The 16885-nt window shown below is 64.0% G+C and carries 18 protein-coding genes and 1 riboswitch; of the genes, 10 read left to right on the top strand and 8 right to left on the bottom strand.

The window, feature by feature from the left end; genetic code table 11:
• Entirely contained in the window at positions 1 to 2679 is a 2679-nt protein-coding gene (gene alaS / locus AC1RUR_RS26910; protein ID WP_492849614.1) for an alanine--tRNA ligase, read from the bottom strand.
• 311 nt (positions 2680 to 2990) lie between these two features.
• Positions 2991 to 3080, top strand: a riboswitch (glycine riboswitch).
• Between the two features lie 145 nt (positions 3081 to 3225).
• Here alaS and gcvT point away from each other — a divergent pair.
• The 3 genes from gcvT (at position 3226) to gcvP (ending at position 7780) form a co-directional block, all read left to right on the top strand.
• Positions 3226 to 4374: a glycine cleavage system aminomethyltransferase GcvT gene (gene gcvT, locus AC1RUR_RS26915; RefSeq protein WP_492849616.1), complete on the top strand. Its 1149-nt coding sequence runs from the start codon at positions 3226 to 3228 to the stop codon at positions 4372 to 4374.
• A gap of 10 nt (positions 4375 to 4384) precedes the next feature.
• A complete protein-coding gene (gcvH, locus tag AC1RUR_RS26920; protein WP_492849618.1) occupies positions 4385 to 4753 on the top strand; it encodes a glycine cleavage system protein GcvH in 369 nt (122 codons plus the stop codon).
• Positions 4754 to 4912: 159 nt separating this feature from the next.
• Positions 4913 to 7780, top strand: a complete 2868-nt coding sequence (gcvP, locus tag AC1RUR_RS26925) for an aminomethyl-transferring glycine dehydrogenase (RefSeq protein WP_492849776.1) — start codon at positions 4913 to 4915, stop codon at positions 7778 to 7780.
• A gap of 251 nt (positions 7781 to 8031) precedes the next feature.
• Here the strand turns inward: gcvP and recA are convergent, their stop codons facing one another.
• Complete coding sequence (recA, locus tag AC1RUR_RS26930; RefSeq protein ID WP_492849620.1) at positions 8032 to 9120, bottom strand: recombinase RecA; 1089 nt, start codon at positions 9118 to 9120, stop codon at positions 8032 to 8034.
• A gap of 206 nt (positions 9121 to 9326) precedes the next feature.
• On the opposite strand from recA, the gene AC1RUR_RS26935 reads away from it, so the two are divergent.
• The 3 genes from AC1RUR_RS26935 (at position 9327) to AC1RUR_RS26945 (ending at position 11794) form a co-directional block, all read left to right on the top strand.
• Positions 9327 to 10229 (top strand): hypothetical protein, encoded by a 903-nt coding sequence (locus AC1RUR_RS26935; protein WP_492849622.1) that lies wholly within the window; start codon positions 9327 to 9329, stop codon positions 10227 to 10229.
• A gap of 796 nt (positions 10230 to 11025) precedes the next feature.
• Entirely contained in the window at positions 11026 to 11262 is a 237-nt protein-coding gene (locus tag AC1RUR_RS26940) for a DUF6719 family protein (RefSeq protein ID WP_492849624.1), read from the top strand.
• 124 nt (positions 11263 to 11386) lie between these two features.
• A complete protein-coding gene (locus tag AC1RUR_RS26945; RefSeq protein ID WP_492849626.1) occupies positions 11387 to 11794 on the top strand; it encodes a nuclear transport factor 2 family protein in 408 nt (135 codons plus the stop codon).
• Positions 11795 to 11881: 87 nt separating this feature from the next.
• On the opposite strand, the gene AC1RUR_RS26950 is transcribed toward AC1RUR_RS26945, so the two are convergent.
• Positions 11882 to 12061 (bottom strand): hypothetical protein, encoded by a 180-nt coding sequence (locus AC1RUR_RS26950; RefSeq protein ID WP_492849628.1) that lies wholly within the window; start codon positions 12059 to 12061, stop codon positions 11882 to 11884.
• Between the two features lie 146 nt (positions 12062 to 12207).
• Between AC1RUR_RS26950 and AC1RUR_RS26955 the strand changes: the two genes are divergently transcribed.
• Positions 12208 to 12375: a hypothetical protein gene (locus AC1RUR_RS26955; RefSeq protein WP_492849630.1), complete on the top strand. Its 168-nt coding sequence runs from the start codon at positions 12208 to 12210 to the stop codon at positions 12373 to 12375.
• 725 nt (positions 12376 to 13100) lie between these two features.
• Here AC1RUR_RS26955 and AC1RUR_RS26960 read toward each other — a convergent pair.
• Entirely contained in the window at positions 13101 to 13340 is a 240-nt protein-coding gene (locus tag AC1RUR_RS26960) for a DUF2798 domain-containing protein (RefSeq protein WP_492849632.1), read from the bottom strand.
• Positions 13341 to 14247: 907 nt separating this feature from the next.
• Here AC1RUR_RS26960 and AC1RUR_RS26965 point away from each other — a divergent pair.
• Positions 14248 to 14436, top strand: coding sequence for a hypothetical protein (locus AC1RUR_RS26965; protein WP_492849634.1), 189 nt, complete (start codon positions 14248 to 14250; stop codon positions 14434 to 14436).
• A gap of 214 nt (positions 14437 to 14650) precedes the next feature.
• Positions 14651 to 14884 (top strand): DUF6894 family protein, encoded by a 234-nt coding sequence (locus AC1RUR_RS26970; protein ID WP_492849636.1) that lies wholly within the window; start codon positions 14651 to 14653, stop codon positions 14882 to 14884.
• A 9-nt stretch (positions 14885 to 14893) separates the two neighbouring features.
• Here the strand turns inward: AC1RUR_RS26970 and AC1RUR_RS26975 are convergent, their stop codons facing one another.
• From AC1RUR_RS26975 to AC1RUR_RS26985, 3 genes are all read right to left on the bottom strand, one after another.
• Positions 14894 to 15148, bottom strand: a complete 255-nt coding sequence (locus AC1RUR_RS26975; protein ID WP_492849778.1) for a hypothetical protein — start codon at positions 15146 to 15148, stop codon at positions 14894 to 14896.
• A gap of 116 nt (positions 15149 to 15264) precedes the next feature.
• Entirely contained in the window at positions 15265 to 15561 is a 297-nt protein-coding gene (locus AC1RUR_RS26980; RefSeq protein WP_492849638.1) for a hypothetical protein, read from the bottom strand.
• Between the two features lie 85 nt (positions 15562 to 15646).
• A complete protein-coding gene (locus tag AC1RUR_RS26985) occupies positions 15647 to 15781 on the bottom strand; it encodes a peptidylprolyl isomerase (protein ID WP_492849640.1) in 135 nt (44 codons plus the stop codon).
• Positions 15782 to 15925: 144 nt separating this feature from the next.
• On the opposite strand from AC1RUR_RS26985, the gene AC1RUR_RS26990 reads away from it, so the two are divergent.
• Positions 15926 to 16390: a PaaI family thioesterase gene (locus AC1RUR_RS26990; protein ID WP_492849642.1), complete on the top strand. Its 465-nt coding sequence runs from the start codon at positions 15926 to 15928 to the stop codon at positions 16388 to 16390.
• Positions 16391 to 16503: 113 nt separating this feature from the next.
• Here AC1RUR_RS26990 and AC1RUR_RS26995 read toward each other — a convergent pair whose 3' ends face one another.
• Positions 16504 to 16797, bottom strand: a complete 294-nt coding sequence (locus AC1RUR_RS26995; RefSeq protein WP_492849644.1) for an HdeA family protein — start codon at positions 16795 to 16797, stop codon at positions 16504 to 16506.
• Positions 16798 to 16885: the final 88 nt, after the last annotated feature.

Here is a 16885-nt window from a genome sequence, read left to right on the forward strand (position 1 = left end):
TTAAGCGCCCGCCATCGCTTTTTCGATCGCGGTGAGCGCCGCGGCCGCGTTGGCCCCATCGGGGCCGCCGGCCTGCGCCATGTCGGGCCGGCCGCCGCCGCCCTTGCCGCCGAGCGCCTCGGAGGCGACGCGGACGAGGTTCACGGCGTTGAAGCGCGCGGTCAGGTCCGCGGTGACGCCGACCACGATTCCGGCCTTGCCGTCCTCGGTGACGCCGACGATGGCGACGACGCCCGAGCCGATCTGCTTCTTGCCGTCGTCGGCCAGGCTCTTGAGATCCTTCATCTCGATGCCCTCCACCGCGCGCGCCATCAGCTTGACGTCGCCGACTTCGCGCACGCCGCTCGCTGCGCCATTGCTGGCAGCAGCGCCGCCGCCCATCGCGAGCTTCTTGCGGGCGTCGGAGAGCTCGCGCTCGAGCTTCTTGCGCTCCTCCATCAGGGCTGCGATGCGCGCCGGGACGTCGTCGATCGAGGTGCGCAGCTCGTTCGCCGCGGTCTTCGCCAGCGCCATGGTGTCGTTGGCGTGGCGCCGCGCATAGTTGCCGGTCAACGCCTCGATGCGGCGCACGCCGGAGGCGACCGCGCTCTCGCCGGTCAGCGTGATCAGACCGATGTCGCCGGTGCGCTTCACATGGGTGCCGCCGCAGAGCTCGACCGACCAGCCGAGCGCGTTGGCGCCGCGCTCGCGCGCGGTCCGGCCCATCGAGACGACGCGGACCTCGTCGCCGTATTTCTCGCCGAACAGCGCGCGCGCGCCGGCCTCGCGGGCCTCGTCCACGCCCATGACGCGGGTGGTGACCTCGTCGTTCTCCAGCACCACGTCGTTGGCGATGTCCTCGACGCGGGCGAGCTCCTCCGCCGTGATCGGCTTGGGATGCACGAAGTCGAAGCGCAGCCGATCCGGCGCGACCATCGAGCCGCGCTGGGCGATGTGGTCGCCCAGCACCTGGCGCAGCGCCTCGTGGATGATATGGGTCGCCGAGTGATGCGCGCGGATCGTCGAGCGCCTGCCATGGTCGACCTCGAGCTGCAGCGCGGTGCCGAGCTTCACCTCGCCGCTCTCCACCGTGCCGACGTGAACGAAGAGATCGCCGAGCTTCTTCTGCGTGTCGGTGACGCGGACCTTGAGGCCGCCTTCCCCGAGCAGCACGCCGGTATCGCCGACCTGGCCGCCGGACTCCGCGTAGAACGGGGTCTGGTTCAGCAGCAGCGCGCCGGTCTCGCCGGCCTTGAGGCTGGCGACTTCCGCGCCGTCCTTGACCAGCGCGGAGACCACGCCTTCAGCGGTCTCGGTCTCGTAGCCCAGGAATTCGGTGGCGCCGAGCTTCTCGCGCAGCGGGAACCAGATCGCTTCGCTTGCCGCCTCGCCCGAGCCCTTCCACGATTCCCGCGCCTTGGCCTTCTGGCGCTCCATCGCGTCGGTGAACGAAGCCTGGTCCACGCTGATGCCGCGCGACTTCAGCGCGTCCTGCGTCAGGTCGAGCGGAAAGCCATAGGTGTCGTACAGCGTGAAGGCGACGTCGCCGTCGAACATGTCGCCCTTCTTCAGCGAAGCGCTCTTCTCGTCGAGGATGGCAAGGCCGCGCGTCAGCGTCTTGCGGAAGCGGGTCTCTTCCAGCCGCAGCGTTTCCTCGATCAGATTTTCCGCACGCATCAGCTCCGGATAGGCCTGGCCCATCTCACGCACCAGCGCCCAGACCAGGCGATGCATCAGCGGCTCCTTGGCGCCGAGCAGCTGCGCATGGCGCATCGCGCGGCGCATGATCCGGCGCAGCACATAGCCGCGGCCTTCATTGGAGGGCAGCACGCCGTCGGAGACGAGGAAGGCGGACGAACGCAAATGGTCGGCGATGACGCGGAACGAGGCCACCGTCTGCTCGTTCGGCCCGCTGCCGAGCGCGGAGGCCGTCGCGTCGATCAGGTGGCGGAACAGATCGGTCTCGAACACGCTGTCGACGCCCTGCATGATGCAGGCCATGCGCTCCAGGCCCATGCCGGTGTCGATCGAGGGACGCGGCAGATCGACGCGCTCCTCCTTCGTCACCTGCTCGTACTGCATGAACACGAGATTCCAGAATTCGAGGAAGCGGTCGCCGTCCTCTTCCGGCGAGCCCGGCGGCCCGCCCCAGATGTGCTCGCCGCGATCGATGAAGATCTCCGAGCACGGGCCGCACGGGCCGGTGTCGCCCATCGCCCAGAAATTGTCCGAGGTCGGGATGCGGATGATGCGGTCGTCGGAGAAGCCGGCGATCTTCTTCCAGAGGCCGTGCGCCTCGTCGTCGGTGTGATAGACCGTGACGAGCAGCTTGTCCTTGTTCAGCCCGAAGTCCTTCGTGATGAGCGTCCAGGCCAGCTCGATCGCGCGCTCCTTGAAATAGTCGCCGAACGAGAAGTTGCCGAGCATCTCGAAGAAGGTGAGATGGCGCGCGGTGTAGCCGACATTGTCGAGGTCGTTGTGCTTGCCGCCGGCGCGCACGCATTTCTGCGACGTGGTGGCGCGCTGGTACGGCCGCTTCTCGACGCCGGTGAAGACGTTCTTGAACTGCACCATGCCGGCATTGGTGAACATCAACGTGGGGTCGTTGCGCGGCACCAATGGCGAGGACGACACGATCTCGTGGCCGTTCTCGGCAAAGAAGTTCAGAAAGGTCGACCTGATCTCGTTGACGCCGCTCATGTTCATCCAATCGGGTGTGCCAGAGCATGATCCGGAAAAGTGTGAAGCGGTTTTCCGGAAAGATCATGCTCAAACAAAGAGCTAAAGCGCGATGATTCTGATCGCGCTTTAGGACCCGCTTTACTGCCATCCAAACCGGTGATCTCGGCTGTTATCTGCGGGCCAAAGCGCTTTTAGACAAGGCCAGCTTCGCTGTCCAGAAACTGTGCAACGTGATCAGTGGGTTGCCGCAGGCGCTCAATCCCGTTGAAAGGCGCTGGCGCCGCGTTGACAGGCTTGGCCGCCCTGTGGTCTTTACCTATTTGTATCGTACGGCCACGTCGGGAGAGACCGGCATTGGATGCCGGCGCCGAAGGAGCAACCGCCCCGGAAACTCTCAGGCAAAAGGACCGCGTGGCTTTGACGACATCTGGAAAGAGGCGCCGACGGGCTTAAGACCCGGACAGCGTCCGCCGACGGGATAATACTCTCAGGCACAGCGACAGATGGGGCTTCGATTGGTTGCTTCCGGGGAATCGTCCCCGGGGAACCGCCGAGGGCCCCGTAATGCCAGTGCGCGACGACCAAGATTCCCTGAAAAAGACGCCCCTTCACGGGCTTCATGTCTCCCTCGGCGGCAAGATGGTGCCGTTCGCGGGCTATGACATGCCCGTGCAATATCCGGCCGGCGTGCTGAAGGAACACCTCCATACCCGCAGCCAAGCCGGCCTGTTCGACGTCTCCCATATGGGCCAGATCGCGCTGCGGCCGAAATCGGGGAGGATCGAGGACGCCGCCCGCGCGCTGGAACGGCTGGTGCCGCAGGACATCGTGGCGATCGCGCCGGGACGGCAGCGCTACGCCCAGTTCACCAATGACGATGGCGGCATCCTGGACGACCTGATGGTCGCCAATTTCGGCGATCACCTGTTCCTGGTCGTCAACGCCGCCTGCAAGGCCGCGGACGAGGCGCATCTGCGCGCGCATCTGTCGGACGACTGCATCATCGATTCGCTGGCCGACCGCGCGCTGGTCGCGCTGCAGGGCCCGAAGGCGGAAGCTGTGCTGGCGAAATTCTGTGCAGAGGTATCAGGCATGAAGTTCATGGACGCCGGCCCGCACGGGGTTGCCGGCCTCGCCTGCTTCGTCTCGCGCTCCGGCTATACCGGCGAGGACGGGTTCGAGATTTCGGTGCCCGCTGCCGATGCCGAACGGCTTGCGAAGACGCTGCTGGAAAACCCCGACGTGATGCCGATCGGCTTAGGGGCCCGCGACAGCCTGCGGCTGGAAGGCGGGCTCTGCCTCTACGGCCACGACATCGACACCGCCACCACCCCGGTCGAGGCCGCGCTGGAATGGTCGGTGCAGAAGAGCCGCCGCACCGGCGGCGCCCGCGCCGGCGGCTTTCCCGGCGCCGAAAAGATCCTCGCTCATTTCGATCACGGCGCATCCCGCCGCCGCGTCGGCCTGCGTGCCGAGGGCCGCGCGCCGGTGCGCGAAGGCGCGCTGCTGTTTGCCGATAGCGCAGGCGGCGCGCCGATCGGCAAGGTCACATCGGGCGGCTTCGGCCCGAGCCTGAACGCGCCGGTCGCGATGGGCTACGTGCCCGCCGCATCGAGCGCGCTCGGCACCAAGCTCTTCGCCGAGGTGCGCGGCCAGCGCCTGCCGCTCGCGGTCGCCGCCATGCCCTTCGTGAAAAACACCTACAAACGCTGAGGACAAGACAATGACCACGACGCTGTACACTTCCGACCATGAATGGCTCGCCATCGACGGCGACGTCGCGACCGTCGGGATCACCGACTATGCGCAGTCCCAGCTCGGCGACGTCGTGTTCGTCGAACTGCCCAAGCTCGGCCGCGCGCTGAAGAAGGCGGAAGCCGCCGCCGTGGTGGAATCGGTCAAGGCCGCCTCCGACGTCTACGCGCCCATTTCCGGCGAAGTGCTCGAGACCAACGCCGAGCTCGCCGCCGAGCCCGCGCTGGTGAACTCGGACGCGCAAGGCAAGGCCTGGTTCTTCAAGATCAAGATTGCCGACAAGAGCGAACTCGGCGGCCTCATGGATGAAGCCGCGTACAAGGCACATACGGCGTGACGATATGAGCCGAGCCCTCTCAACATACTCACTGTCATGCCCCGCGAAGGCGGGGCATCCAGTAAACGCAGCCGCTTCGGCTAGAGCCGAGAGGCCGCGGCGTACTGGATCGCCCGCCTTCGCGGGCGATGACAGCAACTCTTAGAGCGAGGACCCATGATGACCGCGCACCGCAAATCCAACGGCGACACCGCCGCCACTTTCGTTCGCCGCCATATCGGCCCCTCGGCGCGCGATGTCACCGCAATGCTCGAGACCGTCGGCGCCAAGAGCGTCGACGCGCTGATGGCGGAGACGCTGCCGGCCTCGATCCGGCAGGCCGCCCCGCTCGATCTCGGCAAGGCGCTCAGCGAGACCGAGGCGATCGCGCATATGGCCGAGCTCGCGCGCGAGAACCAGGTCTTCACCTCGCTGATCGGCCAAGGCTATTCCGGCACCATCCTGCCCGCAGTGATCCAGCGCAACATCCTGGAAAACCCGGCCTGGTACACCGCCTACACACCCTACCAGCCCGAGATCAGCCAGGGCCGGCTGGAGGCGCTGCTCAACTTCCAGACCATGATCTGCGACCTCACCGGGCTCGACGTCGCCAACGCCTCGCTGCTCGATGAAGCCACCGCGGCGGCCGAAGCGATGGCGCTGGCGGAGCGGCACTCGCATGTCGAAGCGAAAGCCTTTTTCGTCGACAAGGACGTGCATCCGCAGACGCTGGCGGTGATGCGCACCCGCGCCGAGCCGCTCGGCTGGCATCTGGTCGTCGGCGATCCCCTCACCGATCTCGACACCGCCGACGTGCTTGGCGCGCTGCTGCAATATCCGGGAACTTCGGGCGCGGTGCGCGACCTCAGGCCCGCGATCGCAGCATTGAAGGCCAAGGGCGCGCTCGCGATCGTCGCCGCCGACCTGCTGGCGCTGACGCTGCTCGCCTCGCCCGGCGAGCTTGGCGCCGACATCGCGATCGGCTCGGCGCAGCGCTTCGGCGTGCCGATGGGTTATGGCGGACCGCATGCGGCCTACATGGCGGTGCGCGATGCGCTGAAGCGTTCGCTGCCCGGCCGCATCGTCGGCCTCTCCGTGGATTCGCGCGGGATGCCGGCCTATCGGCTCGCGCTGCAGACCCGCGAGCAGCACATCCGCCGCGAGAAGGCGACCTCCAACATCTGCACCGCGCAGGTGCTGCTCGCCGTGATTGCTTCGATGTATGCGGTCTATCACGGCCCCGAAGGGCTGACGCAGATCGCACGCAATGTGCATCGCCGCGCCTCCGTGCTCGCGGCCGGCCTGCGCAAGCTCGGCTTCGCGCCGCAATCGGAAAGCTTCTTCGACACGCTGAGCGTCGATGCCGGTGCCAGGCGCGCCGAGATCGTCGCGCGCGCGGCCGCCGAAAAGATCAATCTCGGCGTCGGTGATGCCGACTTGCGCATCGCGCTCGACGAGACCACCACGCCCGCGACGGTCGAGGCCGTCTGGCGCGCCTTCGGCGGTACGCTGTCTTACGCCGAAATCGACGCCACGACGCGCGAGGCGCTGCCAGAGGCGCTGAAGCGCGGCACCGCCTTCCTCACCCATCCCGTCTTCCACGCGCATCGCTCGGAGACCGAGATGCTGCGCTACATGCGCAAGCTCAGCGACCGCGACCTCGCGCTCGACCGCGCGATGATTCCGCTCGGCTCCTGCACCATGAAGCTGAACGCCACCACCGAGATGATGCCGCTGACCTGGCCGGAATTCGGCTCCCTGCACCCGTTCGCCCCGCGCGAGCAGGCACGCGGCTATCACGCGCTGTTCGCGCGGCTGGAGAAGTGGCTGTGCGACATCACCGGCTATGACGCGATCTCGCTGCAGCCGAACTCGGGCGCGCAGGGCGAATATGCCGGCTTGCTCGCGATCCGCGGCTATCATGCGGCGCGTGGGGAGAGCCATCGCAAGATCTGCCTGATCCCCTCCTCCGCCCACGGCACCAACCCGGCCTCGGCCGCGATGGTCGGCATGGACGTGGTGGTGGTCGCCTGCGAGAAGAACGGCGACGTCGACGTCAATGATCTCCGCGCCAAGGCGGAAAAGCATGCGAACGACCTCGCCGCTGTGATGATCACCTATCCCTCGACCCATGGTGTGTTCGAGGAGCACATTCGCGAGATCTGCGACATCGTGCATGGCCATGGCGGCCAAGTGTATCTCGACGGCGCCAACCTCAATGCGCAGGTCGGCCTCAGCAGGCCCGGCGATTACGGCGCCGATGTCAGCCACCTCAATCTGCACAAGACGTTCTGCATTCCGCACGGCGGCGGCGGCCCCGGCATGGGCCCGATCGGCGTCAAGGCGCATCTTAAGCCGTTCCTGCCTGGACACCCTGCAACGAACGGGGACGCGCCGGTGGGTCCGGTCTCGGCCGCGCCGTTCGGCTCGGCGTCGATCCTCACCATCTCCTACATCTATATCCTGATGATGGGCGGCGAAGGATTGAAGCGCGCCACCGAGATCGCGATCCTCAACGCCAACTACATCGCAGCCAGGCTCGATGCGCACTTCCCGGTGCTCTACAAGAACGAGAAGGGCCGCGTCGCCCATGAGTGCATCGTCGATCCCCGCGCGCTAAAGACGACATCAGGCGTCACCGTCGACGACATCGCAAAGCGCCTGATCGATTACGGCTTCCACGCCCCGACCATGAGCTTCCCGGTGCCGGGCACGCTGATGATCGAGCCGACCGAGTCGGAATCGAAGGCGGAGCTGGACCGGTTCTGCGATGCCATGATCGCGATCCGGAAAGAGATCGCCGAGGTCGAGGCCGGCCGCTTCGAGATCGCGGCCTCGCCGCTGCGTCACGCCCCGCATACGGTGCACGACATCGCGGACGACGATTGGAAGCGCGCCTACACCCGCGCCGAGGGCTGCTTCCCCGCGGGCAGCTCGCGCACCGACAAATATTGGAGCCCGGTCGGCCGCGTCGACAACGTCTATGGCGACCGCAATCTGGTGTGCTCGTGCCCGCCGGTGAGCGATTACGCGGAAGCCGCGGAGTAAGGGATCGTAGGGTGGGTTAGCGGGCGGATGCGCGAAGCGCCGTCGGCTGCGTAACCCACCACTTCTGTCTCTGCAGATACGAACAGTGGCGGGTTACGCCGAGCGGCTGCGCTTCGCGCAGACCATTCGGCTAACCACCCTACGGCACGGTGCCCGCGGCACCATCCCCCAAAACGAAACGGGCCCCGAAGACGTCGGCAACTCAACGTCCTCAGCGCCCGCTCCTCGCGAAAAACTTTTCGCGTTAAGTCTTACTCGTCCGCGGGCTCCTCGCCGTCGGCGTCGCGCTCGGGCGTGCCGGCGAGAATCTGCTCGGCGATCAGGCCGGAGTTCTGGCGGATCGCGGTCTCGATCTTGGCGGTGATGTCGGGATTGGCCTTCAGGAACGCCTTGGAGTTCTCGCGGCCCTGGCCGAGACGCTGGCTGTCATAGGAGAACCAGGCGCCTGACTTCTCGACGATGCCGGCCTTGACGCCGAGATCGAGGATCTCGCCCATCTTGGAGACTCCCTCGCCGTACATGATGTCGAACTCGACCTGCTTGAAGGGCGGCGCCAGCTTGTTCTTCACCACCTTCACGCGCGTGGTGTTGCCGACCACTTCGTCGCGCTCCTTGATCGCGCCGATGCGGCGGATGTCGAGGCGGACGGAGGCGTAGAATTTCAGCGCATTGCCGCCGGTGGTGGTTTCCGGCGAGCCGTACATCACACCGATCTTCATGCGGATCTGGTTGATGAAGATCACCATGGTGTTGGACTTGTTGATCGAGGCGGTCAGCTTGCGCAGCGCCTGGCTCATCAGACGGGCCTGAAGGCCCGGCAGCGCATCGCCCATCTCGCCCTCGAGCTCGGCCTTCGGCACCAGGGCCGCGACCGAATCGACCACCAGAACGTCCACCGCACCCGAGCGCACCAGCGTGTCGCAGATTTCCAGCGCCTGCTCGCCGGTGTCCGGCTGCGAGATCAAGAGCTCGTCGATGTTGACGCCCAGCTTGCGCGCATAGACCGGATCGAGCGCGTGCTCGGCGTCGATGAAGGCACAGATGCCGCCCTTCTTCTGCGCTTCCGCCACCGTGTGCAGCGCCAGCGTGGTCTTGCCCGAGGATTCCGGCCCGTAGATTTCCACGACGCGCCCCTTGGGCAGGCCGCCAATCCCGAGCGCAATGTCGAGCCCGAGGGAACCGGAGGACACCGCCTCGACGTCCATCGAGCGGTCGTTCTTGCCCAGCTTCATCACCGAGCCCTTGCCGAACTGGCGCTCGATCTGGGAGAGCGCGGCGGCCAGAGCTTTACTCTTGTCCATGGAAGATCCTTCGACGATACGCAGGGCAGTTGCGGACATTGGGTCGTGCTCCTTATGGCGAGGATTCGCTAGGGGGACAAACGATTGGCGAGGCGGGCCGGCGATAAAACCAATGTACCCTATTTGTTCCAGGTTCGCAATATGTTCTTTTGCGGATTTCGAGCAGATATATACCTGAACATGTAATCTAGATCAGGTACATCTTCGTCTGCCACAACTAGCCCTAGAGTCGGGCGGAGGCAGGCATGGCCGTTAAGAATTTTTTCAGAACCGCTGCCATCGGATTGTTTTCCCTCTGGATCGTTATTGAGGAGATTCCGGCGATCAAGCGCCTACTCAGCGCAATCACTGGATTCGACTTCATCTACGAGAAGGCGAACAATCCGGGGTGGGTTGGAAAGGCCGTGCACATGGCCTTGAATCCCCCACCAGGAACAGCGCTATTCATTCTCTTTGCTATGGTGGCCGTGTTTTACTGGAGCACCAAACCACGAGAGATCAGGATGTCGTTGCCGGTTATTGGAATGCTGATCAGTGTCATCAGCTTCACTGCCTTCGGCGTTTGGTATTTGGTGCTGATTCAGACTGCCGAGGCCAAAACAGAATTGGTCGACAAGACAGAAACAGCCCAGCTTAATGTGTCGCCGACCGCACCCCCAGAATGGCGCGCTCTGGTTCAACAAAAGAAAATCGAAGAACTCAACAAACTACTCGATGAACGGGAAACTAAGGCTGGTGAATGGTGGAACGGATTCATGTCCGGCTACCCTAGCGCAAACTTACCTACCGCCATAAAGCATTCCAACTGGCAGCTGGGTGAATGGAAAAAAGTGGCGTTAGACATCCAGCAGATCGTGCGACAGGGGATGGACAGAAACGACATCGACTTATTCGATATGTCGAAGTTCGAGGCGCACGTTCCGACGCCAATTGACCAACGCATCCGGGAAGCCGCGGCAAATGGCGCGATCACTCAAGATCAGGCGGATTTTAAAATCGGAGAGTTTCGCAAACTCTATTACCAGCATTCCAGGATTGAAACCGCGATAACGGAACTGCGTTCCAAGTTTAAGGGTGACTCCATACGGCTACTGCAAACAATCACGTCGGCGAGGTCCAACGATGGCGCAGCAGAAAAAACCAAATAATCACTTTGAGTAACTCAGCGAGACCGGTAAGGCCGCCTCACTTCGGTGGTCTACTTTGGAAACCCGAGTGGCCTATTTCGGCCAGTACCCGGATTTAGGCGCTGGCTGTATTTGACCACGAGTGTCCTATTTAGAATTTGTTAGTGTCCTAATTCGTTCTCGGGGGGAGCATGGCCGATCCAACAGAGCTTTTGTGGTTCGTCTGGGTTCCGGGGGAAGATGCTCCGCAGATACATCGCACTCTAGAAAGTGCATCCGCCCAAGCTGATCTGGTTGCGAGGATGCATGTCGGAATCAAGACGCACATTTATCAGCTCAAAAGCGTTGGCAGCATTACTTATCCAAACACCCCATTGATAATTGGGGACGTGAAAAGGTAAGGCCGCCTCGGTCGGCGGCCGATTTCATTGGTCCTCACCAAACTCACTGTCGTCATCCACCAACAGATCACGCAGATTGTCCCGCTATGTTACATTGAACCTTGGCACGATACGTGCTGACACATCGGTATCGGGATTTTACATTTTCCTTCCCGGGGCTGGAAAGCCGCCGCCTGCGCTTCATTTAAGCAGGCGGCGTTTTTGCTTCTGAAGCCGAACATGTCACCTGCCCCAATTCGGCGCGTTCCGGGTGTCCCGATTAGGACAGCAGCCGGATGTGGGCGCTGGCCTTAGCCCCGACGTCCGAAGACGACTTGCAGCCCGCCCTAATCCGGTTCCCCTAAATCCTCCCGTGCGCCTTTACTGGAACCTCTCCGCTGCTAGATTAGCCATCCTTCAACTTGGGGCTGAATTAAATGAACAAGCTACTTCTCGCATCGGCGATCCTTTTGATCGCAACGTCGGCGCACGCACAACTGACGTCTGAGCCTGCTCCGGGAACGCTTCCGTCAGGTCAGAGTGTGCTTGTGGACGATGGCACCTGTGGGCCGGGGAAGATCAAGAAAGTGACTGGCGGGAGCGATGTCGACATGGCCACCGGCAAAGCCGTGAAGGGCTCTCCTCGAAAAAGAACCTGCATCAAGAAACCGTAGAACAAGCCAGAGAGGCCGCCTCGATCGGCGGCCTTCCGGGATCTCATCGTGGCCTGATTTTGATTTTCACGGTGGCTCATTGTCAATTACGCTGCATCGCAACGTGATGGAATGGAGCCAGCCAGTGCCAGACAAGGTGCGCGATCTGTTCGACCGCTGGGAACGGGTCTGGCACGAGGGCCAATATGACCTGGTCCCGAGCTGCGTCGGGCCGAACTATGTCAGGCATGACGAGACCGGCGACAGGACCGTGACGCGGGAGGCTTACGCGGCCGAGCTGCAAGGCGTCCACAAGGACCGGCCAGGTATCCGCGTCGTGGTCTACGACCATTCCTTCACGGCGGACCGCGCCTGGTTCCGGTTCTCGTTCCAATGGCCCGATCCCAAGACCGGCGAGACGCAGAGCCGGGCCGGGATGCAGAGCTACCGGATCGCGGACGGAAAGCTGGTCGAGACCTGGATCACGATGCGCCCGCTCGGCACGTCCTGGGCTGACACGCCGCAGCAGCGCTGGACCACGCCGAAGACGTAAGACCACCGATGGCCGAGGGAGACGCGCGCCCGCCGCGGCACGGTGCGCCATCGGAGGACCGCCTCCGTCTCGAGGGCCGCCCCGGTCCTAGCTTCCGGAATGACCATCGGCGCCGCCATGCGACGTATCCGACTGGCCACTGTTGAGGCTCGGCCCCACCTCGGCATTGTTTCGATCGGGCCGCACCTTCAGCCCCTGCCGGAATGCAAACCAGATGAAGCCGACAAGGACAGCGAGACAGATCGGCGCGAGAATCCAGTCCGGCATTTGGCTCTTCCTCTTGCTCGACTGAAGATGATACGCATCAAGGACGCATGAGCAATGCGCCGTCATAATTCCCCAATCCTGCGGCATGAACCTTTTCGCGGCCTGCGGCTTCTGTGAGTTGGACCGCAACTGTGGGGATCTCGGTCATGACGGAAAACGCGCACCGCGATGCAGTCAGGCGCAACCCCCTGCTGGAGGCGGCGCGCGAGGAGATGGTCAAGTTCGAGCGGAAGGAAAACGAGTTCCGCAAGAAGGACCGCCAGGAGCGGGCCGCCGAGCTCCATTTGCCTCTGGACGCGATCAAGGTGCACTAGAGGCAGGCTGCGGGCACTAAAGGTATCTAAATACTACCTGTAAGCCCTTGATGATGCGGTGAAATCCCCGCGCCACCTACTGTGCATGGGGTTGTTTTCGATTTCTTGACAGATGCGGGCACCGTCCATGATGCCCCGCCGTCACCGGCGCGCGCTGGCCCGGCCCTCGCTGCCGGCCGGACCTACAGCAGCACCAGCAGTCCGACGCCGATCACCAGCACCACAAAGCCAACCGCCGTCGCGGCGGCAAACGACCGCTCTACGTTATCCATGATGCACCCCGTTGCCGGCGAGCCACGTTTCCCCCATGGCTGCACCGGACCTTACGGAATCTCGCCTGCGGCTGTGTCTCGAGTGTTGCGATCGGGTGGCCAAATTGGGACGGGTGCGGGGCCAGTCTGCGGCCCCGTGCAGAGCGGTTTCGGGGCCGTCGTCAGGCACCCGTAAGCCTGGTCGCCTATTGTCGTCCTGCCCGGTGGACCAACACCGGGCCTCCATACCCAGCCGACGACCCCGCTCTCCCCCGAGCGGGGTTTTCTGTTTGCGGGCATGGAGACGCCGTGACACCGGGCCTGGATTCGATTCGCGGGCTTGTCAGGCTGTCGTAAGCCCAGCCCGCTAGTGTCGTGCGGCTTATGGTGTTGCAGCCCAGCACCTCAGCCTCCAATAACCTTCGACCCCGCCTGGCTCTCCCCAGGCGGGTTTTTTCATGCCTGCCGGCCGGTTCACGACCCGCTCTCCTCCCGCGTCAGCCGCAGCGAGAAGGCGCGGATCGCGGGCGCCGCCAGCAGCACCACGGGCAGCATCGCGGCCCATGCGATCAGCCATGACACCATCCAGTGCCCGACGAACGGCATCGCGCCATCCGCGGGCAGGCTGGCGATCCCCGCCGCGATCAGCGAGGTCAGTCCGGACTGGATGACGCCAAAGACGAAATGACTGTAGCGGCGGGGAATGCCGAGCATGACGCGCCCATGTTGCTTGCCGTCATGGCCAAGCAAGGCACATGCCGTTCGCGCGCATCGAGGCTGGTTTGCAGAACGTCGGTTCGATCGGGAGCGCCGGCGTCGATCAGGACCGCGAATGAGACAGCGGCTCGCGCCGCGTCGGCGCGGTGCGATCGGAACAGCACGACAATCCTTCGAAGCGCCAGAAAGTGACGAGGCTGGTCTCGCCGCACTCTTCGCATGCGAGCGTCGCGTCACCGAGCATGAAGCGTCCGCGCCTCGACACCCGTGACGACGCGGGATGCCGGCAATGCGGACAGACCAGCGAGAATTTCCGTACCCCCCAGCGCAACGCCAGATGTCTCAGCCAGTTCACGCCTTCCTCTTCCCCAACGTCGCGCTCGTGCCGTCCTTCGACGTCAACAGAGCATAGATGCGCAGCACGCAAAAGTGGAAAAAGTTTCAGGCGCACATGTTCGCTTCGAACGGCCACGCCTGCGCAAATGGCGGTTCCACGCGCATGCGCGATGGAGCCGCAGGATGCTTGATAATTCTCACTGGCGATGCCGCCGCTGCGACTTGCACATGTTCGATTGGCCCTGCAAGCGAAGCGCCGGCGACAGCCGGAGTCCGGAACTTCAAGCAACCGATCGTTAACCCATCACCGTCGAACGGCCCCGTGGTTCTCCGACCATGAACGGAGTTCCTGTGCCGCACAACCGCATCCGCGCGCCGGCGCGACGGGTCTTGCACCACTTCCACTGGCCCGCATCTTTCGGACTGCGATTTCGTTTGCTTCGGAGCGCGCACGCTTTCGAGATTTCCGTGAACTGCCCACGGCTTACCAGCGGATTTTGCTTGCCGCGGGAATATTATGACGCCCAACATGTTACAGTGATCGAGGGTGAATCGTGGGGAGGAGACCATGAATCACAGGGGCGTCGAGTTCACCGTCGCCAAGACGGCCATTCCCGGAATCTGGCAGTGGCAGTTCCGCATCGGTGAGCAGGTCAAGACCGGCAAGACCGAGACCAAGATCGACCTGCTGGCGGTCCGGCGGGTGCAGCTGCGCATCGATCGGGAACTGAAGGCCATCGGGCGCAAATCGGCCTGAACAACCAAGTCGGCCTGAACAACACGGGCCGAGCCCGGCCGGACGGGGATCGGCGGCGCCGCGCCCTTGTGCGCCGCGGCATGCCATGGCCGGCAGGGAGCCGCGGCGTCCCAGGCGTATCCCGTAGCCGCCCGGAATTGATCTGCCCGTGGTTTGGGATTGCACTGCGCGCCCGTGGCCTTGGGGCGGGGCCGTCCCGCGATCGGTGCCAGCCATGCCGCTCTATTTCTTTCGAATCCGGAACGGCCGCTATTCCGGCTGTGCGGACCAGGCGTCGGAATTTGCCGACCGCGATCTGGCCTGGAAGGAGATGACCAGCGTCTGCGCCGACATGGCCGCCGGCATCGCCCGCAAGCTCCAGGAAAACTCCGAATGGCACATGGAGCTCCTGGACGAGGCCAAGGAGCCGGTATTCCGCATCCGCATCGTCGCCGAGACGCTCGACTAGGCGCGGACCTCAATCGGCGCTGGGCAGCCGCCGCATGGTGAATTCGATGTCGCCGCCGGGCAGTTCGCGCCAAGCCTCGACCGCGCTCATGTAGCCGGCCTTGGGGTAGCGGGCGAAGAAGGCCTGCGCCCTCGCCCGTGCCGCCGCGCGCGGCAGCGTGAAGGTCTCGCGCAGATAGCCATCGCCGGTGCGCTCGCCCGGCTTGCCGCCGATCTTGCGCCGGCGCGCCATCCGCTCGGCGAGATCCCGCGGACGATCGGCCATGACCTTCCGAACCAAGTTCTGCCCTCCTCTGCGCAACACCTGACGGCAATGTAGGGAGCCGGCCGGACGAAGAGGAGTCCCGGCCGAAAGGCGCGTGCCGCCTCCGGCCGAAAGGCTCAATTGGCGGCCGTTCCGGTCTTGCTCTTCTTCGGCGCGCCGGTGGTTGCGGCCGACGCCTTCGGCGCCGCCTGTTTCGGCGGATCGGAGCGCATGCCGCCCCAGGGGTCGTTGGACGTCTTGGCGTCCGGAATCTTCTTCAGCGTTTCCTTGTAGGCCTTTTCACGCTCGGCATCCGCGGCCTTCTCTTCGGGTGTCTTGCCGGGGCCTTCCTGCAGCAAATTGAGATTGGGCATTTGCGCGTAGGCCGGTCCCGCCAACACGGCCAGCACCGCCGCCATACGGAAAAGCTTCATCCTTGACTCCTTGATCATCCACAAGAGGCGGATCAACCGCGCCTCGTCATCCCTGTCAACGGCCCACGTAGGGCCGGATGGCCGGCTAGAGCCGCTCCGACCTGCACGATTTCGGCGCGTGCAGCCAGTCGTCCCAGATCGGGCCGCATTTGGTGCACCCGTCCAGCACGATACCGAGCGCCACCAGCCAAAACACGAGGACACACCGACGCAACATCATCCACCCGATCCCAAGCGTGGCATCATATCGGGCGAAGTCAGGCATTTTCAAGCCGAGAGGGCCGGCACAAGGCCGGGTGACTTTGCCGCGCCGATCCGCGCAGAATGACCGAAACATCCGGCAACAGGGAAGGACATGCCAATAATGCCATCGCAGCCAGAAGCCGAGTTCGGCATCACTGAGGCCAGACGCATCCTCGGCGAGGTCTTCGCACCCTGGATCCAGGATCTCAACCTCTCGGTCGAGCATATCGACCACGCAGAGCCGCCGGATGCGCCGGACTGGCAGCCGGGCGCACTTCTGCGCATGCCATTCTCGGAGCGGCTGTGCCGCAATGGTGGCGTGGTGTGCGGCCAGGCGCTGATGGCGCTTGCCGACACCGCGATGGTGATCGCGAACCTTGCCGCCAATCGCGGCTATCGTCCAATGACGACGGTGGACCAGACCACGCATTTCATGCGTGCGGTGTCGTCCTCGGACGTGCTGGCCGACGCCCGCGTGGTGCGGCTCGGACGCACCATGAGCTTTGGCCGCGTCATGCTGCTCTCGGCCACCGACAACAAACAGGTGGCGATGGTGTCGAGCGCGTTCGCGATGCTGCCGGGCTGATCCCGGAACGAGAGAGCCGCATGAGCGCAAGGCGCATCGCGGCCCTCGATGACGATCGTGTCGAAGCAACCGACCGAAGCGCGACACACCCGCGCTTCGGCCCGCTCCGAAGATTACTTACCGAGCACTTCGTCCGCTGCCGTCACGATGCTGGCGGTCGGATTCTTTCCGCAATAGGCACCGAACTTCTTGGCGTTCTCGATGAATACGTCGGTGTCGATGATCGCGTTGTCCTCGTCGCCCTTGTACCAGCCGTCCATCCAGGTCAGCACGACCTGGATGTTGTCTTCGCCGCTATCGAGGAACTGCTTGCAGCTCATGGTCGAGAGGTCCCACTTGACGGCGTGGGCGGGCATCGACGACAGCGAGAGCGCTGCGGCGAACAGAATCGAAAGCGTGGTCTTCATCGGAATCTCCATCGGCGCGTAACGCCATAAGAAAGGCCTTGCGGGAAAAGTCGGCGAGAAGTGACTCACCGTTTCAACGTCGTAAACG

The organism is Bradyrhizobium sp. GW821-FHT12B03 (assembly GCF_058807535.1).